Origin of the sequence: Anaeromyxobacter oryzae, from assembly GCF_023169945.1 — a bacterium.
Classification (GTDB): domain Bacteria; phylum Myxococcota; class Myxococcia; order Myxococcales; family Anaeromyxobacteraceae; genus Anaeromyxobacter; species Anaeromyxobacter oryzae.
Genome location: NZ_AP025591.1, coordinates 2,252,371 through 2,274,691 on the forward strand (window position 1 = coordinate 2,252,371; position 22,321 = coordinate 2,274,691).

Below are 22,321 nucleotides of genomic sequence, written 5' to 3' on the forward strand. Positions count from 1 at the left end.
GCCTGCCGGGCCTTCACCGCCGGTCGGAGCCGGCCGACGCCACCGCCCGCGCGAGCGTTCGTACGCCGTCGCGGATGTCGCGGACGTCGAGCGCGGCGTCCCCGAGCACGAGGCCGCTCGCAGGGGCGGGGCCGTGATGGAACGCCGACAGGGGCCGCACATCCACGCCGAGCGCCAGCGCCCGGCGAGCCACGGCCACGTCGCTGCGGCGCTCGAGGTGCACGACGGCGTGGAGCCCCGCTCCCGCCGGTCCGAGGGTCCCTTCGCCCGCCAGCTCCGCGCGGACCGCGTCGATCAGCGCGGCTCGGCGCTCGGCGTACAGCGTCCTCGTGCTGCGCAGGTGCGCGCCGAAGTGGCCCTCCTCGATGAAGTCGGCGGTGACGGCCTGGATGAGGACGGGCGGGTGGCCATCCACCATGCGCCGGGCCCGGACGTACGCGTCCACGAGCCCGCCGGGGACGATCGCGTAGGCGAGGCGGATCGACGGGTACAGCACCTTCGTGAACGTCCCCACGTACACGACGCGGCCTGCGTCGTCGAGCCCCTGGATCGCGGCGGTCGGCCGGTTCTCGTACGTGTACTCGGAGTCATAGTCGTCCTCCACCACGACGGCGCCGGCGCGCGACGCCCAGTCGAGGAGGGCGAGGCGCCGCTGGAGCGAGAGCATCGCGCCGAGCGGGTACTGGTGGGACGGCGTGACGTACGCGAGCCGCGCGCGCGGCGCCGCGCGGCGACCCGCCTCGACGTCGAGACCTGCGGCGTCGACCGGCACCGGGACGACGGTGGCGCCGGCGCAATGCAGCGCCGCGAGCGCCCCTGGGTAGCCCGGATCCTCCATCCACACGGTGTCGCCCGGGTCGAGGAGGAGCCGCGCCGTGAGCTCGAGCGCCTGCTGCGAGCTGGACAGGACGATCACGTGATCGGCCGTGCAGCGCACGCCGCGTGCGCTCGCGAGGTAGCCCGCGATCGCCTCGCGGAGCGGGCGGTAGCCCTGTGAGTCGCCGTAGTCGAGCATCCGCGTCGCGCGACGTGCCAGCCGTCGTGAGATGAGGCGCTGCCAGGTGCGGACCGGGAACGCGCGCGTGTCGGGCTGGCTGCCACGAAAGGGCCGGACCTTCACGATGTCGAGGTGCGTCGGCAGCGCCGCGATCGCCGCTCCTCGTGCAGAGAGCGCGACGCCGGGCGGTGGCGCGCGCGGATCGATGCGGGGCGGCCGGATCGCGGAGGACACGTAGGTCCCGTCGCCGACGCGCCGCTCGACGAACCCCTCGAGCACGAGCTGCGCGAACGCGTCCTCCGCCGTCGTCCGGGAGACGCCCAGGTCGAGGGCCAGCGTCCGCGTCGACGGCAAGCGCGTGCCCGCGGCGAGGCTCCCCCCCAGGATCGCGCTCCGGATGCGGCGGTAGAGATGGGCGCGCTTCGACCCTGCGTCGGCTTCGGGGCCGCGCAGCGGCGGCAGGAGCGCTCCGGCAGGCGCCTTCATCGCGGATCCCGAGGGTCTGGTGCCGAGGCCGGGAATGGCTCTAACGACCAGACCACTCCCTCCTCATAGTCCGGGCACCGCCGGCAGACACGGCGGCAGGAGGACACCATGGCCCGCGGAGCCACCCTGCTCACGACCGTCACGACCGAGCCGGCCGGAGGGCCGGTCGAGGCGCATCCCCGCCCCGGATCGGCGCGCGCGACGACTCCCGACACGCTGCAGTGCCTTCGCTGTCAGCTCCTCGGCCGGCGCCGCCTCACCTGCACCCGGGCGGACGTGTGCCGCGAGATCCCCCACTTCTACCCGCTCGGACCGCTCCTGCTCCTGGCCTGGCTGGCCACCGCCGTCGCGTTCGTGCTCGCGGTGATGTGATGTGAGGAGCGCGCCGGTCGGTCGGCCGGAGGGGGACGCCGCGACCCATCGCTCGGGTTGCGATCCCGTCCGCGGCGGCACAGCGTTCCCGGGGAGCCGCGCGACGCGGCCCCGCCGGGTTGCCGCCTCACTCGAACCGACCGGAGCGCTCGCTGCTCGACATCCTCTCCCGCCTCGGTGAACGCATCGCCCGCACGAGCCGCGAGGGGCTCGAGGCGGAGGGCTGCCTCCCGGGGGCGGCTCGCCACGTGTCCGTCCAGGGGACGAGCGGATGGCTGTACCCGGTCGTCACGGAGCAGGGAGACCCCTACCAGCTGTTCCTGTGGTTCGACGGCGGCGCTTACCAGGTGGCGGTCGTCTCGCCCGAGATCGACCCGGGCGCGGACCCGGAGGCGTGCCATCTCTTCCCCGGCGCGCGGCTGTGCCTCGGAAACGACCACGGCGGCGGCATGCCGACGCTCGAGGGCGCGTACGCCCGGAGCGTCCTCTGGGCGAATGGGTTCAGCGCTTGGCGGCGGACGGGGCGCTTCCCATTCTGAACCCATGGCCGAAATCGTCCTCGACCGTATCCAGTTCCTGCTCCGCGAGAATCGCGAGCGTGGCGACGACCGCCCGCGCGGGCGTCCCCAGAAGATCTTCGTCGACCCGGGCGGGCGGATCCGCATCGGCGACACCGTCCCGAACGACGACCGGCCCGGCCTCTCCGAGGTGCACCAGGCCGTGTTCGCGTAGGGCCCCCGTTGCTCGTCGTCGGCGACTGGGTGCTCCGCGACGTCGAGCGCGACGTCGCCGCTCACGCGCCCGAGCGCGGCGGCGCGCTCCTCGGTCCGCGGCTTCGCCCGCTCGTCACGCGCTTCGTCGCGGATCCGGACGGCGCGAGCACCGACGCCACCTGGGCCCCGTCCCGAGCCCTCGATGCCGCCGTGAAGACGCTCGAGCGCGAGGACGGCCTCGAGCTGAAGGGCGTCGTCCACTCCCACCCGCCGCATCGGTCCGGTCCCTCGGAGCAGGACGTCCGCGAGCTCGCCCGCGGGCTCGAGCGGAACCCCCACCTGGCCTGTTACCTCGCGCCCGTGGTCACCCGGGGCGCCGCGACTCCGCTCGCCGCGCACGAGGTCGCGCTGCCGTCGGGCCGGATCTCCTGGTTCGCCGCGTGGCGGGCGCCCGGGAACGGGGCAGCGGTGCTGCCCTTCCCCCTGCGCGTGCTCCCGCTCCTCCGCGACCTCGAGCGCCTCGCGCACGCCCTCGGCGCCCGCGATCCCACCATGCTCCTCGCCGACGCGGGCGCGGGCCTCGCGCCGGCGGGGCGGCTCGCGCTGCCCGGCGGCCTCGCGCTCCTGGTCCTCGCCGGCGAGCACTACCCGGCCCAGCCGCCCGTCCTCCTCGCGACCCGCGGCGACGAGGTCGAGCAGCTCGAGATCTCCTGGCGGCTCTCGACGCCGGAGGACCAGCGGCTCCTCGACGGGACGCGCGCGGTCCTCGTCCCGCCGGGACCGTACCGGCGCGTCTTCGGCCCCCGCGACGGCGCCGCGCTCACGGCCGATCCGGAGAAGGCCGCCCTCGCCGGCTGGACCGCCCGCCTCGGCGGCGAGGCGCCGGAGGCAGCCGCAGCGGCGCTCCACGGGGCGCTCCTGGCGCGCGGCGCGGGCCTCCTCTCCGCGTCGCTGCGGAGCCGGCGCGTGCTCGTGGCGGGGCTCGGATCCGTGGGCTCGTACGTCGCGGAGCAGCTCGCGCGGAGCGGCGTCGGCGCGCTGTCGCTCCTCGACCCGGAGCGCGTCGAGGCGGCGAACCTCTCCCGGACCGCGTACGCGGCCGAGGACGTCGGGCGCTCGAAGACGGAGGCGCTCGCGAGACGGCTGCTCGCGATCGCGCCCGCGGCCGAGATCGCGCTCCACGCGAAGGCGGTCCAGGACCTCTCCCCCGGCGAGCTCGACGCGCTCGTTCGCGCCGCCGATCTCGTCGTGGCCGCGACCGACGATCCCGCCGCGCAGCGCGCCCTCGACCGGTTCGCCTACGCGCGCGGGCGGCCGGCGCTCTTCGTGGGACTCTACGCGGGCGCAAACGGCGGCGAGGTGATCCTGACGGTTCCGGAGCGGACCGCCTGCTACCTGTGCGCGACCCGGGCGCGCCACGCCGTCGAGCGAGGCGCCGGCGCGGTCGCGCGCGCGATCGACTACGGCACCGGCAGGCTCGCCGGAGAGAGCGCGCTCGGCGCCGACATCCAGCACGTCGCGAGCGCGGCGGTGAAGCTCGCGCTGTCGCTGCTCCTGCCGGGCGGCAAGCTCGGCGCGCTCGCGGAGGCGGCGGTGGCGGAGGGCACGTCCTACCTCACGCTCTCGACCGTGCCGCGCTACTGGTTCTATCCGCAGGTCTTCGGCGACGTCCCCGGCCAGGGCGCGTTCCAGTCGGTCTGGCTGTCACCGGTCCGCGCCCCGGACTGCCCCGTGTGCGGGGCGGCCGCGGGCCGCGTGGAGCCGCTGGACGTCCCGCTCCGTGCGCCGTCGCGGGAGGCGCTCGCCGCGCTCCTCGCGGATGGCGACGGCGCCGCGCCCCGCTGACGCCGCGCTCAGCGTCCCGGATCGGTCCCGGTGCCGGCGCCCGCGCCCGCGGTCTGCGCCTCTCCCCCGCGCTTCCCGTGCATGAGCTCGAGGACGGCCGAGTAGAGCCGGCGCCGCGACTCGTGCCGCTCATGGGCGCGGGTGATGTACCGGACGACGACCTCGATCCCGTTCCCGGTGGGGACGACGTGGATCCCCGGCACCGCCGAGAACGTCTGGACGCGGTACCGCGAGGCCGTCTTGCGCCACTCGGTCTCGGCGAGCTTCGCGTTGGCCTCGGTCTCGTGCTCGACGAGCTTCTGGACCCCGTCGATCACCGGGTAGGGGTCGCGCCCGAGCGGGACGAGGAGCCGCAGCTCGTCCCACATCCACTGGCCGGACGTCGAGAAGTTGAAGTAGTGCCCCTCGATCGCGAAGGAGTTCACGAACGAGACGCGGCGGCCCGTGGGGTGGCCGGCGTCGTTCCAGCTGCCGGTCTCGAGCAGGACGGTGTGGAAGAGGCCGATCTCGACCACCTCGCCGCCGACGCCCTTGATCTCCACCCAGTCGCCCACCCGGATCCCGTTCCGGCCCATCAGGATGAACCAGCCGAAGAACGCGACGATGAAGTCCTTCAGGGCGACGGTGAGGCCGGCGCCGGCGAGGCCGAGCACGGTCGTCGCCTGGCCCGGGACCCCGAAGACGACGAAGAGCGCGAGGAGCAGCGTGATGATGTTCACCGCGAGGCGCGCGACGGTCCGCAGCGTCTCCACCCGGAGCTTCTCGCGCTGCACGCCGCGGAAGAACCGGTCCACCACCTCGCCCGCCACGAACCCGAGCGAGAGCAGGGCGAGGAGCCCGAGCACGCCCCAGAGCAGCCGGTTGAGCGCGGCGCGGACGTGCCCCGCCACCACCGCCATCCACGCGCCGTAGGTGTCCGCGAGCTCCTGCAGGTCCTGGAGCCGGCGCCCCACCGCCGCGACCCGGCGCTGGTCGTCGCGGTACCGGGCGAGCGCCTTGACCGTCTCCTCCTTCCCGGCAGCGCCGTCGGCGCCAGCGCCGGACGCGACACGCGCGGCGGAGGCCTTCGCCGCCTCGCGCGCCGCCGCCTCGCGCTCCATCCGCGCCGTGAGCTCGACCCGCCGCTTCGCCAGCCGCTCCACCCGCTCGGAGATGTCGCGCCGCGCCTCCGAGAGCTGCCGGTGCACGTCCCGGTGCCAGCTCCAGGCGCGGAAGCGCTCCACGACGCTGCTCGCCGGGCCGGCGACGGGCGCGGCGGCGACCGCCGGCCGCGGCTCCTTCTGGGCGGCGTCGTAGACCTCGCGCAGCCGCCGGATGCGCGCCTGCGGGTCGCCGCCGGCGCGCTGGAGGGCATCGCCCGCAGACGCGAGCTCGTCCTTGTCGAGCTCCAGCTCCGCGCGCGCGACCTCGAGCTGGTCCTGGACGGCCTCCCGGTCGCGCTCCGGCGCCGCGGCGAGCTTCGTCTCGAGCTCGCGAACCCGGGCCTGCGCCGCGTCCTGGGCCGCCTGCGCGGCGGCCCGGGTCTCGTCCAGCCTCTTCAGCTCGGGGGTCTGCTCCGGGGCGTTCTCCGTCGCGTCCCGGATCGCCACCACGAAGGCGAGGTCGAGCGCGTGGTCCGCGAGCCGCTCCGCCTGGCGAGACAGCTCCTGCTCCTCGGGCGTGTTCGCGAACGCGGAGAGCTGGCGAGCCGTCAGGAGCGGCCGCATGTCCACGAGCCGCTGCCGTCGCCCGGCCGGTGCGCCGGTACTCGGCGCCGCCGCGCCGCCCTGCGGCGGGGGGCTGCGCGGCGTCGCGCCGGCTCCGGCCGCGGGAGGCGCGCCCGGCGCCTCCTCCCGCGGCTCGCGCTCGCGGGTGAAGAAGAGCCCCGCGCCCGCCCCCGCCAGGAGGAGCACCAGCAGGATCAGGGTGACCCGTCGCGTCGCGCTCACGCGCGGCAGCACACCACGAAGTCGCGGGAAGGCCAAGCGCGACGCGGCCGGGCGGGCGGCTGCCCGCCGATGCCCGTCACGCGGGCCGGCTCCGCGGCGCGGTCCGCACGGGCAGGTACAGGAGCAGGAACAGGAGGAAGCCCAGGACCTCTCCCCCGAGCAGGTACCACGGCCACGGGCCGAAGAGGTCGAGGAGCGTGGAGGACGCGGGCTTCTCCCGCAGGTACATGTAGTTCGTGCCGTACCGCGCGTCGAAGAGCCCGACGAGCGCCGCGTAGACGTTCACCCCGAGGAAGACCCGCCACCACGAATGGCGACGGGGCCGGAGGGCGCCGCTCCAGACGAGGAACAGGATCGCCGCGACGACGCTCCCGTGCGCCGCAAAGAACTTCACGGCGGGGTAGGACGGGAAGGGCGCGCCCAGGTCGGGCGTGAGGACGGCCATCGACGAGCCCGCGAGCCCGACGTAGTAGACGGTGTCGAGCGCCCAGGCCCGCGGGGTCGCGAGCGTGTAGACCGTGAGCCACAGGGCGACGTCGCAGAGATCGAGCGGGAGGCCGTGCGGCGGCGCCACCCAGCCCCGCGCCGCCGCGTAGCCGTACCAGACGAGCTCGTTCGAGCCGATCGCCACCGCGAGGGCGACGCGGATCCGGCGGGCCGCCGGCGGCCGGCGGCGCGCCACGGCGGCGAGGAGGGCCGCGACGAGCGGGACCGCGACGACGATCGCGAGATGGACGGAGCGGTTCACGGCCCCTTCGCCCGGAGCATCGTCGCGAGGCTCCGGCCGGCGATCTCGACGGAGCGAGGTGCCCCGACCGCCGCGGCCCCGCCCGTCACGCCTTCCAGCTCGGGCGCACCGTGAGCACCGGGCACGGGGCGTTGCGCACGACGCCCTCCGCGACCGATCCGGTGAGCATGTGCTCGCGATCCACCCGGCCGTGCGTGCCCATCACGATGAGGTCGAGGTCCTCGGCGGTCGCGAACTCCACGATCGCGACGTCCGGCCTGCCGGCGGTGCGAGCCATCGTGGCGTGGGCCGCGCCGAGACCCTCCGCCTCCTGCTGCCAGCTCCGGAGCCTCTCCTCGACCGACCCGGACCGCGGCAGCTCCTCGGCGACCTTCGGGTTCGCGTCCACGTGCAGGAGCACGAGCTGCGCGCCGAGGCGGTGGCACAGGTCCGCGGCGACGCGCAGCCCTGCGCGCGCGGGCTCCGAGAAATCGACCGGACAGCAGATCCTCCTCCACTCGACTGCGGCCATGGCCCCTCCCGACCGTGGAGCGCTTCCCGCGTGCTCCGCAACCCCACGTATGATGTCGCGCCGAGGCGGCGCGCGGATCGGGGTCTCCGGAGTCGCCGGATCGGGTGTGCGCCGCGGCGGGTGCGACCGCCGCGACCGGGCCCCTTGCACGCGCCGTCGCTACGATCCCGACATGTCCCGCGCCTGGATCCCCTCCGCTCGCGGTTGCCCGGGCGGCTCCAGGTGACGCGGGGAAGGAGGAGCCATGACGCTCGCGCTCCGGTCGCCGGCCTTCGCTCCCGGCGCCGAGATCCCTGCCGTGTACACCTGCGAGGGCAGCGATCGCTCGCCCGCGCTCGAGTGGTCGGGCGTCCCTGCCGGCACGAGGAGCCTCGCGCTGGTCGTCGACGATCCCGACGCGCCGGATCCGAGGGCGCCGAAGACGACCTGGGTCCACTGGGTGCTCTACGAGATCCCGCCCTCCGTGACGGGCCTCCCCGAGGGCGTGACCGACCTCCCGCCGGGCACGCGCGAGGGGCGGAACGACTGGCATCGGACCGGCTACGGCGGACCCTGCCCGCCCATCGGCCGCCACCGCTACTTCTTCAAGCTGTACGCGCTCGACCGGACGCTGGGCGATCTCGGTACGCCGGCCAAGGCCAAGCTCGAGAAGGCGATGGAGGGGCACGTCCTCGCCCGCGCCGAGCTCATGGGCACCTACGAGAAGCGGCGCTGAGGCCGGCGCTGGGCTAGCCGGTGGCTAGCCCAGCCACTCCGGCCGGGCGGCGATCGCCCGCGCCACGCCCACGTGTCGCACGGCTAGGTTCCCCGCGCGAGCAGCTCGTCGAGGAGCGCTCCGCCCGCGCGAAAGGCGCACCACCCGTCGCCGACGAGCACGTGCGCGATCCGCGGGTTCCGGGCTCGCACGCGCCTCACCGACTCGACCGCGGCGACGGGATCGCGGAGCTTCTGCGCGGGCAGGAGCGCGAGGGCATCGGCGCGTCCCGCGCGGACGAGATCGCCGAACAGCACCGTCGTGTCCTCGAGCACCAGCGCGAGCTCGCCCTCGGTCTTCGAGCCGTGCAGCTCGTGGACGCGCAGGCCGGGGAACGGCGCGTCGCCCTCTCCGAGCCACCCCGCGCACGCGAGCGGGAACCGCTCGCGCTCGCCCCGGGGCCCGAGCACCTTCGCGCCGGTCTCCGCCGCGAGCGCGGCCGCTCCCCTCGCGTGCTCCGAGTTCGTCAGCACGATGAAGGCCAGGCCGCCCAGCTCGTCCAGATGCCGCCGATCGTGCGGCGCGAGGGGCAGCGGATCGAACGCGACGTTGCCGGCCGCGCGGACCCACAGGACGGAGTTGAAGTCCATGCGCCGCGCCTCGTCGTAGATCGACCAGGCGAGGAGATCGGGACGGTGGAGCTGCTTCATGCGGACGTCCCCCGAGCTCACCCCGCCACGCGCGAGGTCGAGTGGCCCCATAGCGCCGCGGCGACCGCAACGCCCGCTTGCGCCCCGTCGAGGCCTCGATCCCGCCAACCGGCGGCGATAACGCCCGGCCACGCCGGATCCACCGGCAGGAGGACGCCATGGCAGGAGTGCAACCGATCCCGAAGGGCATGCACACGCTCACGCCGAGCCTCGTCATCCGCGACTGCGCGAAGGCGATCGACTTCTACAAGCGCGCGCTCGGGGCGCAGGAGATCTCGCGGATGGCCGCGCCGGACGGGAAGAGCATCTGGCACGCCGAGCTGCGCATCGGCGACTCGGTCGTGTTCCTGAGCGACGAGATGCCCGGGATGAGCCGTCCGGCGCCGACCGCCGACGCGCCGGTGCCGGTCACGATGTGGCTGTACGTGAACGACTGCGACGCCGCGTTCAAGAAGGCCACCGCCGCCGGCGCGAAGTCCCTGATGCCGCCCGCCGACATGTTCTGGGGCGACCGGTGCGCCGGGGTGTCGGATCCCTTCGGCTACGCATGGTCCTTCGCCACGCACCAGAAGGACATGACCGAGGAGGAGATGCGCCGGGCGGGCGAGGAGTTCGCGCGCTCGATGCGACAGCAGCAGCAGCCGCCGCAGCAGCACACGTGACCGCAACCGGCGCCGACGCGGGCGTGCGGACCTCGCCGGTCCGCGCGTCCGCGCCCGCCTCGTCACGCACGCCCATCGGCGCCGACCGACGAGCCGCCGACGCGTTCGCTCACTGCCGATCCTTGATGTCGCGGTGTCCCTCGGCGTGGGCGCAGTGTGCGCAGCAGTAGGTCTTCTTCGCCGGCGCCACCTCGACGCCGTGTCCGAGGATGCGGCAGCCGCAGTGATCGCACCTCGGGGCGAGCGCGTGGAACGCGCACTCGAAGCTGTCGAACACGTGCTGCTGTCCGCCCGCCGCGATGACCTTGAACGCCTTGTCGTACGCGTTCCCGCACACCTCGCAGCTCTCCATGGCCCCCTCCTTGCCCTTCGCCGCCGGCCCGGCGCGCGACTGCGGCGGGTCGCCGGCGACGCCGGAACCGTAACCATGCGACCGCGGTTCGCGCCGACCCGCGCGCCTCCCCGGTGCCCCATCGCGTGCCCGGGAAGCGGCCCGGAGAGCGGTCATCGCGAGCGAGCGGTCGCTCCGGCTGGCGAGGCGCGGGCGACCATTCGGGGTCGCGCGCTCGACTTCTGCCGCGAATCCGCGTACACACGCACCTCCCCATCCCAACTCCGGGCCGGGACCGAGCGGCGTTCTTGTCCGCTCGCGTACACGAGAAGAAACGAGTTCGTTCAGTAATGGCTACCGGTACTGTGAAGTGGTTCAACGACGCGAAGGGCTTCGGCTTCATCACGCAGGACGGCGGCGGCGAGGATGTCTTCTGCCACCACACCGCCATCCAGGCCGATGGGTTCCGCTCCCTCGCCGAGGGCCAGAAGGTGGAGTTCGACGTGGCGAAGGGGCCGAAGGGCCTCCAGGCGGCGAACGTCCGCCCCCTCTAGGACCGCTTTCCTGAAGCGCCGAGAGCCCGGCCTCCCCAGCGGAGGCCGGGCTTTCCATTTGTCTCGAGCGCCGGGCCACGGAGGCGCCGCGAGCCCGCGCCTCGAGGAAGGCGGGCTCCGGCCCCTCGCCACGACTAGGATCAAGAAATGAATCCTCCGCGCGCCAGCTTCTCCGTCGGCGCCCACACCGTAGGCATCGAGCAGACGGACAAGCAGCGCTACGTCGTGACCGTGGACGGCCACCGCTTCGCGAGCTTCTGCTCCGAGAGCCGGGCGCGCGCCGCCGGCCGGCTGGAGGCGCGGCGGCTCGACCTCGTCGCGCACGAGAACTCGGCGTCTCGCCGGTAGCGGTCTCTCCGGCGGCGTTCTCCCCCGCGGCCGGATGGAGTAGCGTCTCGCCGCACCCGCGAGACCGCCCCCCATGCCCTCCCCCTGCCGCTTCGACGCCCGGTACTTCCAGCGCCACTACCACGGTCCCGATCGAGCGCACGCGCCCCGCGAGATCGCGCGGCTCGCGAGCGGAGTCGTCGGCCTCGCGGCGTGGCTCGGCGTGGAGATCGAGTCGGTCCTCGACGTCGGCGCCGGGACGGGGATCTGGCGCGGCTGGTTCCGGCGCCACCGCCCCGCCGTCCGGTACCGCTCCATCGACGTCTCCCCGTATGCGTGCGAGCGGTACGGGCACGAGCGGCGCGACATCTCCCGCTGGCGCGCGCGGGAGCGGTTCGATCTCGTGATCTGCCACAGCGTGCTGCAGTACCTCGACGCGCCGGCCGCGGAGCGCGCGCTCGAGAACATCGGCGCGATGTGCCGGGGCCTGCTCTATCTCGAGGCGATCACGTCGGCCGACGTCGCGATCCTCGATCTCGACCGGACCGACACGGTGATGCACCTCCGGGGCGGCGCGTGGTACCGCGCGCGGCTCGACCCCCACTTCGTGCAGGCCGGCGCCGGCCTCTGGGCGTCGCGGCGAAGCGGCGTTCGCCTCTACGAGCTCGAGGGCCCGGGCGAGCTCTCCCCGCGCCGCGCCGCCCGCCGCGGGGCCGCTCGACCGCGCTGACGAGGGCCCTCACGCCGCCGCGCCGGGGGCGACGTCCTCCGCGGCGGAGGCGCAGAACGCGAACACGTCGCGCCAGACCTCCCGGAACGTCGCCGCGGTGAAGCCGGAGTCCGATCGCAGGAGGTCGTAGGTGTGGTACCTGCGCGGCCCGCCGTCCCGCGCCTCGACGAGGTGGTAGTGGCCGATCACGTCGCCGTGATCGCCGTCGACGAGCCGGGTCTCCTCGCCCTCCGGCCAGAGCATCGACGCGGTGTTCACGATGCCGTCGCTGTCCCAGGCCTCGATCGGCCGGCGCTCGCCCGTCCCGAACACGGTCGCGACCGCCGGCGCGCCCGCCGGGATCTGGAACGGCCCTCCGGCGCAGGCGCGGTAGCCGGACAGGTACGGCGCGTCCATCCGGCCGCGCGCGCCCTCCACCAGGCGCGCGAGCGGCGCGCTCGACGGGCTCCTGAGCTTCCACGGCGCGACGTCCTCGCCGGGCTCGAAGGCATACGGGCGCCGGCCGACCGTCGCGTACGACCGCGTGCGGATACCCCGGGCGCCCCATGCGCGCCGCTCGGCTTCGCGCACGTCGTCCGCGAAGTGCGCCGGGCTCGTCGGCTCGAGCGCGGGCGAGGCGGCGAGATCCTCGATGGCGCCGAAGTCCGAGGCGATGTGGGTGAGGTAGAGCTGGAGCTCGGACGCGGCCTCGTGCGCGTCGGCGATCCGCGCGGGATCGCCGCGCACCGCGCCGGCGTCGATCTCGGCGACCGCGTCGCCCATGGCGAGGAAGAGGTCGGAGCGGAGCGCGCCGCCGAGCCAGCGTGCCGCGAGCTCCTGGAGATCGTTCACCGGCGAGAGGCGCGCCGCGAGGACGCTGCCGCGCGCCTCGTCGATGGCGAGCCGGCGCGGGAGCGAGGGCGCGTGCGCGCGCAGCCAGTCGGCGATGTTGGTGCCCCGCTGCGGAACGGACAGGAACACCACCCGCTTCACGAGCGCGAGGAGGTCGCCGGGCGGGACGCGGAGCGCGTCGTCGCGGTTGCCGTCCACCGCGACGTGCGCGCCCGGGTACCGCGCCTCCGCCTCGAGGTCGAAGAGGAGCTTGCGGATGTCGAGGCCGCCGGTCGAGTGCCCCACGAGCGCGACGGCGTCGCCCGGCTGGAGGGTGCCGCGCGCGAGCCGCTTCGCGAGGTACTGGCGGAGCCGCGCGGCGCGCGTCGCGACGCTCGCGGTCGGCAGGTTGTCGAAGTAGTGAAGGACGAGCGGCGGCGCGGGCGGACCGTTCGCCTGCCACTCGCGCGCGAGCGGCGTGACGCCGGCGTAGTACTCGAGCTGCCCCAGGGCGTCGAACCCGGCGAACCCAGGGACCAGGATCACATGCACGCGGGGACACGGCGAGGACGTGGTGGTCATGCCGCGACGCTACACCTCGGGTGCGGGCCCGGCGGCGGCCACGTGGCGCTCGACGTTCGGCATAGCCCGGGCGGGTTTCCCCGGGCGCGACGGGGAGGTCGTCGGGCGCCGGCTAGTACGCCTTCCCGCTCCGATCGCGCTTCCGTAGGCGCCTCGCCTCCGCAGCGTCGCTCGGAACGCCCTCGCCGACCTCGTACATCGCGGCGAGCAGCGAGCACTCGTGGCCCTCGCCGTAGTCGCAGGCCTTCCGGAGGTACTCCGCCCTCCGGGCGGCGTTCTCGCCGAGGGCGCCGGCCGGGCCGTACGCGAGCGCCACCTGGAAGCACGCGGAGGCGCTCCGGAACGCGCAGCCCTTCTGCGCGACCGCCGCCGCGGCCGCGGGGTCCTGGACGATCCCCGCCCTGGCCTCGCCATCCCGGTAGAGCGCCGCGAGGCGGGCGCAGCCCTCGCCGGCGCGCAGCTCGCACGCCCTTCGATACGCGCTCGCGGCGCCGGCGGCGTCGCTCCGGAGCTTCTGGAGGAGACCGCCGTGCAGCGTGCAGCCCTCACCGTCCCCATCGCGGCACGCCGCCCGGAGCAGGTGCTCGCCGGCGGCGATGCGCGCGTCGCTCCGGCCCGCCGCCGTGAACGCCGCGCCGACGCGCGTGCACCCCGCGGCGACGCCGCGGCGGCAAGCGCCGCCGGCCGGACCGGACCACGTGGCCTTCGCGAAGCACGACTCCTCGTGCTTCCGCGCGCAGGCGCGATCGAGGAGCTCGAGGCCGCGCGCGGGATCCGCGGCGACGCCGCCGAGGCCCTGCAGGTAGACCTCCGCGAGCGCCGAGCAGGACGGCACGTCGTCTCCGCCGCAGCCGCGTCCGAGCAGGCGCGCCGCCCGCGGAAGGTCTGGACGGACCGACGGCGGCATCCCGGCACCGAGCAGCGTCACGCCGACGGTCTCGCAGGTGGATGGGTCACCGAGCTCGCAGGCCCGCGCGACGAGCTCGAAGGCGCCGGCGGTGTCCTCGGTCCGGCCGAGCTCGTACACGCCCAGCCCCGCGCAGCCGTCCGCGATGAGGTGACCGCACGCCCTCCGCAGCGTCGCCGTCGCCTCCGGAATCCGGACCGGCGGCAGCCGGTTCTTCGCGAGCAGCTCGTAGATACCCGCGCAGGCGCGTGCCTCTCCGGCGTCACACGCTCTCCGCAGCGCCGCGAACGCTGCGACGTCATCCCTCGCGACGCCCTCGCCGGTCGCGTACAGGACGCCGAGGTCCGCGCACGCGCGCGCGTCGCCCCCCTCGCAGCCGGTCCGCGCCTCCGAGAACGTCCGCCGCTCGCCGGCCGCCGTGACGCCCCGCGGAACCGCCGCGCACGCCAGGACGATCGACGCGGCGAGGACCGGGCGAACGCGACGCAGCGTGAACGTCATGCGAGACCTCGGCTGCATCCTACCGATGGTGGTCTCTCCGCGGGAAGCGCGTCGCAGGGCGCAGGAGCGCACAGGCCCCGGACGGCCCGCCCGCGGGGCGGGCGCCGTTCCGTCCGGGACCACGCCCCGGACAGGTTGCACCCGGGTATCGCATGCGACCGGGCCACGGCGACCGCAGCATCGCCTGCATGATCCGTGAAGACATCCTGAAGCAGTTCCCGGACCTCTTCGGCACGAAGACGGTGAACGGGCGGCAGGTGAACGTCGAGGACACGATCGCGACGCTCACGCGCGAGGTGCGCCCGGCCATCGCCGCCGCCCTCACCGCGCGCCGGACGCTCCTCGAGTCCACCGCGCCGGTCCGCGAGAAGTACGCGTGGCCGCGCTGGGACGAGTCGTTCGAGGATCCGGTGAGCGGGAGGACCTGGACGTTCCGCCAGATCGTCCAGGGGCTCGTGGACAACTTCCTCGGCAAGGAGACGCCGTGGCGGTGGCGGCTCAACGACGAGACGCCCATCCCCGAGCACGTCCACCCGTCGCGGAACCCCGGGCTCGAGCTCACGGGGCCGTGGTCCCCGCTCGACATGGCGTTCAACGCGCTGAACAGCCCCGCGCCCATGAACATGCCGGACTTCGAGGACGCGTCGCCGCCGCACTTCCAGCCCGACGGCACGCCCTCGAACCAGCCGGTGGGCGTCTTCGCGGCCCTCGAGAACGCGAAGCAGATCCACGAGGGGCGCTGGACCGGTCGCCCGTACGAGGTCGTGAAGAAGGGCAAGACGCGGGCGTACCGGATCGACAAGGCGCCGGACCGCTGGCCGACGCGCCTCGCGCGGCCGCCCAGCATCCACGTCCAGTACGATCACGTGGAGGTGGACGGGGCGCCGGCGCCGGGCCTCGTCGTCATCACGACGCTCTGGACCTTCAACAACCTCGACGCGCTCGCCCGCGCCGGGAGCGGCGTCTACTTCTACATCCCGAAGCTCCAGTCCCCGCGCGAGGCGCTCGTCGTCGAGCGGATCCTCTCGCGGCTCGAGGGCCTCGTCGGCCTCCCGGCCGGAACGCTCAAGGTGAAGATGCTCTACGAGGAGGGGAACGCCGGCCGCTGCCTGCCCGCGATCCTGTGGGTCCTCCGCCGGCGGCTGCTCGGCACGAACGTCGGTCGGTGGGACTACCTGGGGAGCCTCATCGAGATGTGGAAGGACGATCCGAAGGGCGTGTTCCCGGATCCGCAGACCATCGGGATGGCGACCCCGAACATGATCGCGTACCAGCGCTACAACGCGCTCCTCATGCTGATGGCGGGGCTGAAGGACGGCGTGCTCGAGAACGCAGCGCCCATCGGCGGCATGGCCGCGGTGATGATCTACCAGCCCGGGGACCCCTACGGGCGCTCGCGCTACAACCCGCTCGCGCTCCGCGCGATGGTCATCGACAAGCTCCGCGAGCGGATCCTCGGCCTCATGTTCGTGCCGGACGCGCCGCTCCCGCCCGGCGCGGCGCCGACGCTCGAGGACGTGCTCGCGGGACGCGTGAAGGGCCGCCTCCACGACGCGTACCGGCAGAGCTGGGTCGCGAGCCCGGAGCCCGAGTACGTCGCCGCGGGGAACGCGCCGCTCCGGGCCGCCGTCGGCGAGCTGCAGGGGATCCTCGACGCGCCCCGGGCCACCGCGGACGTGAAGGGGAAGCCGGTCCCGACCGTCGCGAGCGGGCTCTCCGAGGCCGAGCGGACGCTGCTCCAGTCGCGCGGGCTCCTCGACGCGAAGGGGCGGATCACGCCCTCGGTCGTCGCGCGCGAGGCGCTCGACGCGCCCGAGAAGCTCCTCTCGCAGGAGCGCTGGGACGCGATCTACACGCCGCCGAAGGGCGACGTCACCATCGAGCACGTCCAGCACGCCTTCTACATGGCGGCGAACTACGGGTTCCAGATCCTGAACGGCAACTTCGCGGCGGCGATCGACGACTACGAGCTGAAGCTCCGGTTCATGAACGATCTCGCCACCTACCGGATCAACGTCTCTTGGCTCTGGTCGCTCGTGCACCACCAGGCGGCCATCACGAAGGACGGTCACCTCCAGCGGCAGGTCCTCACGGAGGACGGCGTCGTGATCGGTGCGAACGCGGAGGACGTGAAGGCGGGGACCCGCTTCACCCCCGAGCTCTTCGGGATGGTCTGGGCCTACCACGACGAGTGGACGAACGCGTTCTTCGCCGAGCAGGACCGCCGTGGCGATCCGGCCCGGTTCGATCGCACGAAGGCGCCGGTCATCATGGAGCTCCTGCGCCGGCAGCTGCTCTCGCCGCGGTACATCCAGCACAGCGCCCGCGTGCTGTTCGTCATCGGCCAGGCGAGCGCCCGGGATCGCGGCCCGCTGCTCGACGCGATCTTCGACCTGCCCCGCCCCGAGATCGTGGCGCGCGTCCGCGACGGCAAGCTGCCGCCCGGCGCGCTCGCGGCGCACGACTACGTCCTGGACGTCTTCGAGGGCGCGCCGCGGTAGGGCGCGCGGCTCACTCCGCCGCGCGGAGCCCGGGAGCCCACCGCGCCGGGACGTCGCCGTCGCGGGCGACGATCTCGGCGGTGTCCATCGCGATCATGAGCTCCTCGTTGGTCGGCACCACCGCCGCCATCGGGCTCGTGGTCCGCGTGATGCGGCCCTGCAGCGCCCGCCCGTGCTGCTCGTTCGCGACCGGGTCGAGGGCCAGCCCGGCGAACCCGAGCAGCTTCACGATCTGCGCCCGGACCTGGACCGCGTTCTCGCCGATGCCGCCGGTGAACACGAGCGCGTCGACGCGTCCGAGCGACACGATCATCCCGGCGGCCGCCTTGGCGACCGAGTAGCAGAACTTGTCGATGGCGAGGGCGGCGCGGGCGTGCCCCTCCTGCGCCGCGGCCTGCAGGGTCCGCATGTCCTTCGAGAGCCCCGAGACGCCGAGGAGGCCCGACTTCTTGTTCAGGATGTCGAGGACCTCGTCCGCGGTGCAGCCGAGGGCCTTCATCATGTGCGAGACGATCGACGGGTCGATGGCGCCGCTGCGGGTGTCCATCACGACGCCGTCGACGGGCGTGAGCCCCATCGTCGTGTCCATGCTCTGCCCGTTCCGGACCGCGCACAGCGAGCAGCCGTTGCCGAGGTGCGCCGTGACGATGGCGTGATCCTCCGGATCGAGCCCCAGCCGGCGCACCGCCTCCCCGGCCACGTAGCGGTGGCTCGTCCCGTGGAACCCGTACCGCCGCACCTCGTGCTGCTCGAACCACTCGTACGGCACCGCGTACAGGTAGGCGCGCGGCGGGTTGGTCTGGTGGAACGCGGTGTCGAACACCGCGACCTGGGGGAGCCGCGGGAAGATCGCCTGCGCCACCTCGATCCCGCGGATGTTGGGCGGGTTGTGGAGCGGGCCGAGCGGGATGCACTCCTTGATCTTCGCGACCACCTCGGGCGTGACGAGCATCGAGCCCGAGAACCTCGCGCCACCGTGCACCACGCGGTGGCCGATCCCGAGGAGCCGGTCCGCGAGGTTCAGCTCGGAGATGAGCGCGAACACCGCTCGGAGCGCGGTGTCGCGCTCGGGATCGGCGAGCGGGCGCAGCTCGTGGCGCCCCTCGTGCGTGAACTCCAGGACGGGGCGCGGGCTCGCGTCGTGCTGGACGACCCCGGACACGTGCTCGTGGCCGTTCGTGGAGTGGACGACCGCGAACTTGGTGGTCGAGCTGCTGCAGTTCAGGACGAGGACGTTCATCGGCGCGTGACCCTTCGGAGGGGGGCGGTGGGCGAACGCGTAGAGTCGCACCGGGAACGCGGACGCGCAACCGGCACCGCGGCGGCGAGGCGCCGCGCGCTAACGGGTGATGGGCTTGTACCGGATGCGCCGGGGCTTCGCGCCCTCCTCGCCGAGCCGGCGGCGCTTGTCCGCCTCGTACTCCTGGTAGTTCCCGGTGAAGAACGTCCAGCGCGAGTCGCCCTCGGCGGCGAGGATGTGCGTCGCGATGCGGTCGAGGAACCAGCGGTCGTGGGAGATGACCATCACGCTCCCCGCGTACTCGAGGAGCGCGTCCTCGAGCGCGCGCAGCGTCTCGACGTCGAGGTCGTTCGACGGCTCGTCGAGGAGGAGCACGTTGCCGCCGGTCATGAGCGTCTTCGCGAGGTGGAGCCGGCCCCGCTCGCCGCCCGACAGCGTGCCGACGACCTTCTGCTGGTCGGCCCCCTTGAAGTTGAACCGCCCGATGTACGCCCGGCTCGGCATCTCGAAGCGGCCGACCTGCACGAGATCCCGCCCGCCGGCGAGCTCGTCGAAGACGGTCTTCCCGGAGGAGAGGTTCTCGCGGCTCTGGTCGACGAAGGCGAGCTTCACCGACTTGCCGACGACGACCGACCCGGAGTCCGGCTTCTCGGCGCCGGTGATCATCTTGAAGAGGGTCGACTTGCCGGCGCCGTTCGGGCCGATGATGCCGACGATGGCACCCGGCGGGACGATGAACGACAGGTCGTCCATGAGGAGCCGGTCGCCGAAGCCCTTCGAGACCCCCTTGAACTCGATGACCTGATCGCCGAGGCGCTCGGCGACCGGGATGAAAATCTCCTGCGTCTCGTTGCGCTTCTGGTACTCGACCGACGAGAGCTCCTCGAAGCGCGCGAGGCGCGCCTTGCTCTTCGCCTGGCGCGCCTTCGGGTTCTGGCGCACCCACTCGAGCTCCTGCTTCATCGCCTTGATGCGCGCGCTCTCCTGCTTCGCCTCGACCTCGAGCCGCTGCTCCTTCTGATCGAGCCAGGACGAGTAGTTGCCCTTCCACGGGATGCCGTGGCCGCGGTCGAGCTCGAGGATCCACTCCGCGGCGTTGTCGAGGAAGTAGCGGTCGTGCGTGACGGCGACGACGGTGCCCGGGAAGCGGGTGAGGAACTGCTCGAGCCACTCGACGGACTCCGCGTCGAGGTGGTTCGTCGGCTCGTCGAGGAGCAGCATGTCCGGCTTCGAGATGAGCAGCTTGCAGAGCGCGACGCGCCGCTTCTCTCCGCCGGAGAGGTGCTTCACCTTCGCGTCCCAGGGCGGGAGGCGCAGGGCGTCCGCGGCGATCTCGAGGGCGTTGCCGGTGTCGGCGCCGGCGTTGGCGATGATCGCCTCGAGCCGCGCCTGCTCCTCGGCGAGCTTCTCCATGTCGGCGTCGGGCTCGGCGTAGGCCGCGTAGATCGCCTCGAGCCGCGCCTGCGCCTGGGCCACGTCGCCCTGGGCGGACTCGACCTCCTCGCGGACCGTCTTCTCGCCGTCGAGCCGGGGCTCCTGGGGCAGGTAGCCGATCCGGATGTTCGACTGGCGCGAGATCTCGCCCTCGAACTCGTCGTCCACGCCCGCCATCAGCCGGAGCACGGTCGACTTCCCGGCACCGTTCAGGCCGAGGAGGCCGATCTTCGCGCCCTGGAAGAAGGAGAGGGAGATGTCCTTGATGATCTGCCGCTTGGGCGGGACGATCTTGCTCACGCGGAGCATCGACATCACGTACGGAGGCATTTGGGCTCGGAGGTTGGAGAGAGAAGGGGCGCGAATCTACCCGAAAACGCGGCGCCTCCGAACATGGCGACGCCATGTCCGGAGCGCCACGCGCCCCCGGCTCCGGTCCGGCCGGGCCTCCGCTCCCCTGCGGCGAGGCGGTCAAGCCTCGCTGCCGCCGCCGACGGTGTACTGGGCGCCGGTCACGTAGCTCGCCTGCGGCGAGGCCAGGAAGGCCACGACGGAGGCCGCCTCGTCGGGCTGTCCGAGCCGGTTCGCCGGCACCTCCTGGAGGATGCGCGACGACATCGCCTCGAGCTGCTCGGGCCCGAGGCCCGTCTTTCCGAAGATGGGCGTCTCGATCGGCCCGGGGCTGACCGCGTTCACGCGCACGCCGTCGGGCGCCAGCTCCTTCGCCCACGAGCGGGTGAGCGCCAGCACCGCCGCCTTGCTCGCGGCGTACACGGACATGTTCGCGAACGGGCGGTCCGCGACGACGCTCGCCACGTTCACGACGACGCCCTTCGCGTCGCGGAGCAGCGGCAACGCCTGGCGCGTCAGCTCGATCAGCCCGGACACGTTCACGTCGAAGACGCCGCGGACGTGATCGGGCTTGGCGTCCGGGAGCGGCACCATGGGCGCCACGCCCGCGTTGTTGACGAGGATGTCGAGGCGACCGTACCGCCGCCGGACCTCGTCCACCGTGCGCGCGGCGTCCTCCGGCTGCGCGACGTCCGCGACGAGGTAGACGATGTCGGGGTGCTGGGCGGCCGACTCCTTCAGCGTGGCCTCGTGCCGGCCGGTGACGACGACGCGGGCGCCCGCCTCCGCGAGGTGGCGGGCGACGGCGCGGCCGATGCCCGTGCTGCCACCCGTGACGACGGCGACCTTGGACTCGAGCTTCTTCGACATGTGGAACGCTCCGATCTGGGCTTACATACCAACTGGTCGGTATGTCTGTCCCCGCGGGCGCCGTCGCGCAACGTCTCGGTCGGGTACGGCTCGCTAGCGCTTCTTCCGGCTGGCCTTCGCCGGCCGGAGCGTGCCCAGGTACGCGGCCAGCTCCTCGAGGCTGCCGCGGAGCACGGCGCCGTCGCGGCCGACCTTGGCCAGGCTGATCGCGCCCTCGATGGCGCCGACCACGAAGCGCGCCGCGCGCTCCGGGTCGAGGTCGGCGCGCACCGTGCCGGCGCCCTGGCCGCGGGCGAGCGCGTCCCGGAGCGCCCCCACCCACCTCGCGAAGACGTCCTCGAGCCGACCGCGCAGCTCCTCGTCGAGCGACGACACCTCCTGGGCCAGGTTGTTGAGCGGACAGCCGAAGCGGATCACGTCCTCGCGCGGGAGCGAGGCCTGGCGGCGCAGCAGCTCCTGCAGCGCGCCGATGGGATCGTTCGTGGTGCGCAGCGGCTCCACCCACTCCGCGAGGATGAGCGGCGCGAGCACCTCTCCGACGAGGGCGCAGCCGAGCTCCTTCTTGCCGGCGAAGTGGTGGTACAGGGCACCCTTCGTCACGCCGGCGCGCGCGAGCACCTGGTCGAGCGAGGTGGCGGACAGGCCCTGCTCGTAGACGGCCCGGTACGCCGACTGGAGGATGTGGCTGCGCGTGGCCTCGGGATCGCGGGTCGCCATCGGACGTCGGCTCCATACCGACCGGGTGGTATGTAACCGTTCCGCGAGCGCACGGCAACTCGCCTCGTGCCCTCGACCGCGCCTAGCCCGCCTCCGCCTTCGCCGCCCGCTTCGCGAAGGCCGCGCGCGTGCGGGGACCCACCTCGCGCGGCGCGGCCTGCGCCACGCTCGGCCGCGCGAGGAGCGCCTCGGCCCAGGCCGAGACCGCCGGGAACGCCGCGAGGAGCCGGTCCTCCGGCGCGCCCCACCCCTCGGCAGCGCGCCAGCGGCGGAGGAACGGCGCGTACGTCGCGTCGACGAGCCCGAAGTCGCGGCCGAGGAACCACGGGCCACCGCGGCGCGAGAGCTGCGCCTCGAGCTTCGCGAGCGCGTCGCGGAGCGTCGCGAGCGGCCTGGCGCGCGCGTCGCCCCCGAGCCCGCCCGCGAGCGCGGTCATCGCGGCGACGCTCGCCGGCATGACCACGTCGTTCGCGAACACGATCCAGCCGCGGGCCTCGGCGCGGGCGAGCGGGTCGGGGGGTAGGAGCGGGGGCGACGGGTAGAGCTCGTCGATGAGCTCGTTGATGACCATCGACTCGAACACCGGGCGATCGTCCACGAGGAGGACGGGGACGCGCCCCATCGGCGAGACGGCGAGGAACCAGGCCGGCTTGTTCGCGAGGTCGATGTACTCGATCTCGTGCGGGACGCGCTTCTCGAGGAGGACGATCCGGCTCCGCTCGACGTACGGGCAGAGCTCGAAGGAGACGAGCTTGAGGTGAGGCATCTGGAGTTGGATAGCCGGGCGCTTCTGCGAGCGC

At 73.7% G+C, this 22,321-nt stretch carries 23 protein-coding genes; 10 read left to right on the forward strand and 13 right to left on the reverse strand.

Features of this window, described 5'->3' with window-relative positions; all coding sequences use genetic code 11:
* Positions 1–13: 13 nt before the first annotated feature.
* Entirely contained in the window at positions 14–1,483 is a 1,470-nt protein-coding gene (gene pdxR, locus AMOR_RS09825; protein WP_248360630.1) for a MocR-like pyridoxine biosynthesis transcription factor PdxR, read from the reverse strand.
* Between the two features lie 108 nt (positions 1,484–1,591).
* On the opposite strand from pdxR, the gene AMOR_RS09830 reads away from it, so the two are divergent.
* The 4 genes from AMOR_RS09830 (at position 1,592) to AMOR_RS09845 (ending at position 4,413) form a co-directional block, all read left to right on the forward strand.
* Positions 1,592–1,855, forward strand: coding sequence for a hypothetical protein (locus AMOR_RS09830; protein ID WP_248360631.1), 264 nt, complete (start codon positions 1,592–1,594; stop codon positions 1,853–1,855).
* Between the two features lie 119 nt (positions 1,856–1,974).
* Positions 1,975–2,394: a hypothetical protein gene (locus AMOR_RS09835; protein ID WP_248360632.1), complete on the forward strand. Its 420-nt coding sequence runs from the start codon at positions 1,975–1,977 to the stop codon at positions 2,392–2,394.
* A gap of 4 nt (positions 2,395–2,398) precedes the next feature.
* Entirely contained in the window at positions 2,399–2,587 is a 189-nt protein-coding gene (locus tag AMOR_RS09840) for a hypothetical protein (RefSeq protein WP_248360633.1), read from the forward strand.
* An 8-nt stretch (positions 2,588–2,595) separates the two neighbouring features.
* Entirely contained in the window at positions 2,596–4,413 is a 1,818-nt protein-coding gene (locus tag AMOR_RS09845; RefSeq protein ID WP_248360634.1) for a ThiF family adenylyltransferase, read from the forward strand.
* Positions 4,414–4,421: 8 nt separating this feature from the next.
* On the opposite strand, the gene AMOR_RS09850 is transcribed toward AMOR_RS09845, so the two are convergent.
* From AMOR_RS09850 to AMOR_RS09860, 3 genes are all read right to left on the reverse strand, one after another.
* Positions 4,422–6,341, reverse strand: coding sequence for a mechanosensitive ion channel family protein (locus tag AMOR_RS09850; protein WP_248360635.1), 1,920 nt, complete (start codon positions 6,339–6,341; stop codon positions 4,422–4,424).
* A 76-nt stretch (positions 6,342–6,417) separates the two neighbouring features.
* The gene (locus AMOR_RS09855; RefSeq protein WP_248360636.1) at positions 6,418–7,089 is read right to left on the reverse strand and encodes a YwaF family protein; all 672 of its coding nucleotides are present in this window, start codon (positions 7,087–7,089) and stop codon (positions 6,418–6,420) included.
* A gap of 85 nt (positions 7,090–7,174) precedes the next feature.
* Entirely contained in the window at positions 7,175–7,600 is a 426-nt protein-coding gene (locus tag AMOR_RS09860) for a universal stress protein (protein ID WP_248360637.1), read from the reverse strand.
* A 244-nt stretch (positions 7,601–7,844) separates the two neighbouring features.
* On the opposite strand from AMOR_RS09860, the gene AMOR_RS09865 reads away from it, so the two are divergent.
* Positions 7,845–8,315 carry a YbhB/YbcL family Raf kinase inhibitor-like protein gene (locus AMOR_RS09865; RefSeq protein WP_248360638.1) on the forward strand — a complete coding sequence of 157 codons (471 nt, stop codon included), beginning with the start codon at positions 7,845–7,847 and terminating at the stop codon, positions 8,313–8,315.
* An 83-nt stretch (positions 8,316–8,398) separates the two neighbouring features.
* Here AMOR_RS09865 and AMOR_RS09870 read toward each other — a convergent pair whose 3' ends face one another.
* On the reverse strand, positions 8,399–9,004 hold the full coding sequence (locus tag AMOR_RS09870) for an MBL fold metallo-hydrolase (RefSeq protein ID WP_248360639.1): 606 nt from the start codon (positions 9,002–9,004) through the stop codon (positions 8,399–8,401).
* 158 nt (positions 9,005–9,162) lie between these two features.
* Between AMOR_RS09870 and AMOR_RS09875 the strand changes: the two genes are divergently transcribed.
* A complete protein-coding gene (locus AMOR_RS09875) occupies positions 9,163–9,666 on the forward strand; it encodes a VOC family protein (RefSeq protein ID WP_248360640.1) in 504 nt (167 codons plus the stop codon).
* A 109-nt stretch (positions 9,667–9,775) separates the two neighbouring features.
* On the opposite strand, the gene AMOR_RS09880 is transcribed toward AMOR_RS09875, so the two are convergent.
* Positions 9,776–10,018, reverse strand: coding sequence for a hypothetical protein (locus AMOR_RS09880; RefSeq protein ID WP_248360641.1), 243 nt, complete (start codon positions 10,016–10,018; stop codon positions 9,776–9,778).
* Between the two features lie 329 nt (positions 10,019–10,347).
* Here AMOR_RS09880 and AMOR_RS09885 point away from each other — a divergent pair, with 329 nt between their 5' ends.
* From AMOR_RS09885 to AMOR_RS09895, 3 genes are all read left to right on the forward strand, one after another.
* Entirely contained in the window at positions 10,348–10,551 is a 204-nt protein-coding gene (locus AMOR_RS09885) for a cold-shock protein (RefSeq protein WP_248360642.1), read from the forward strand.
* A gap of 147 nt (positions 10,552–10,698) precedes the next feature.
* Positions 10,699–10,899 (forward strand): hypothetical protein, encoded by a 201-nt coding sequence (locus AMOR_RS09890; protein WP_248360643.1) that lies wholly within the window; start codon positions 10,699–10,701, stop codon positions 10,897–10,899.
* A gap of 73 nt (positions 10,900–10,972) precedes the next feature.
* The gene (locus tag AMOR_RS09895) at positions 10,973–11,608 is read left to right on the forward strand and encodes a class I SAM-dependent methyltransferase (RefSeq protein WP_248360644.1); all 636 of its coding nucleotides are present in this window, start codon (positions 10,973–10,975) and stop codon (positions 11,606–11,608) included.
* A gap of 9 nt (positions 11,609–11,617) precedes the next feature.
* On the opposite strand, the gene AMOR_RS09900 is transcribed toward AMOR_RS09895, so the two are convergent.
* Both AMOR_RS09900 and AMOR_RS09905 read right to left on the reverse strand, forming a co-directional pair.
* Entirely contained in the window at positions 11,618–13,000 is a 1,383-nt protein-coding gene (locus tag AMOR_RS09900) for an esterase/lipase family protein (RefSeq protein ID WP_248360645.1), read from the reverse strand.
* A 112-nt stretch (positions 13,001–13,112) separates the two neighbouring features.
* The gene (locus AMOR_RS09905) at positions 13,113–14,408 is read right to left on the reverse strand and encodes a tetratricopeptide repeat protein (protein WP_248360646.1); all 1,296 of its coding nucleotides are present in this window, start codon (positions 14,406–14,408) and stop codon (positions 13,113–13,115) included.
* Between the two features lie 188 nt (positions 14,409–14,596).
* Between AMOR_RS09905 and AMOR_RS09910 the strand changes: the two genes are divergently transcribed.
* Positions 14,597–16,909 carry an aldolase/citrate lyase/malate synthase family protein gene (locus AMOR_RS09910; protein ID WP_248360647.1) on the forward strand — a complete coding sequence of 771 codons (2,313 nt, stop codon included), beginning with the start codon at positions 14,597–14,599 and terminating at the stop codon, positions 16,907–16,909.
* Between the two features lie 10 nt (positions 16,910–16,919).
* Here AMOR_RS09910 and AMOR_RS09915 read toward each other — a convergent pair whose 3' ends face one another.
* The 5 genes from AMOR_RS09915 to AMOR_RS09935 form a co-directional block, all read right to left on the reverse strand.
* Positions 16,920–18,149, reverse strand: coding sequence for an acetate/propionate family kinase (locus tag AMOR_RS09915; RefSeq protein ID WP_248360648.1), 1,230 nt, complete (start codon positions 18,147–18,149; stop codon positions 16,920–16,922).
* 99 nt (positions 18,150–18,248) lie between these two features.
* Positions 18,249–19,913 carry an energy-dependent translational throttle protein EttA gene (gene ettA, locus AMOR_RS09920; RefSeq protein ID WP_248360649.1) on the reverse strand — a complete coding sequence of 555 codons (1,665 nt, stop codon included), beginning with the start codon at positions 19,911–19,913 and terminating at the stop codon, positions 18,249–18,251.
* Between the two features lie 141 nt (positions 19,914–20,054).
* Complete coding sequence (locus AMOR_RS09925) at positions 20,055–20,804, reverse strand: SDR family NAD(P)-dependent oxidoreductase (RefSeq protein ID WP_248360650.1); 750 nt, start codon at positions 20,802–20,804, stop codon at positions 20,055–20,057.
* A 93-nt stretch (positions 20,805–20,897) separates the two neighbouring features.
* Positions 20,898–21,521 carry a TetR/AcrR family transcriptional regulator gene (locus AMOR_RS09930; RefSeq protein ID WP_248360651.1) on the reverse strand — a complete coding sequence of 208 codons (624 nt, stop codon included), beginning with the start codon at positions 21,519–21,521 and terminating at the stop codon, positions 20,898–20,900.
* Between the two features lie 82 nt (positions 21,522–21,603).
* Positions 21,604–22,287 (reverse strand): glutathione S-transferase family protein, encoded by a 684-nt coding sequence (locus tag AMOR_RS09935; protein ID WP_248360652.1) that lies wholly within the window; start codon positions 22,285–22,287, stop codon positions 21,604–21,606.
* Between the last annotated feature and the right edge of the window lie 34 nt (positions 22,288–22,321).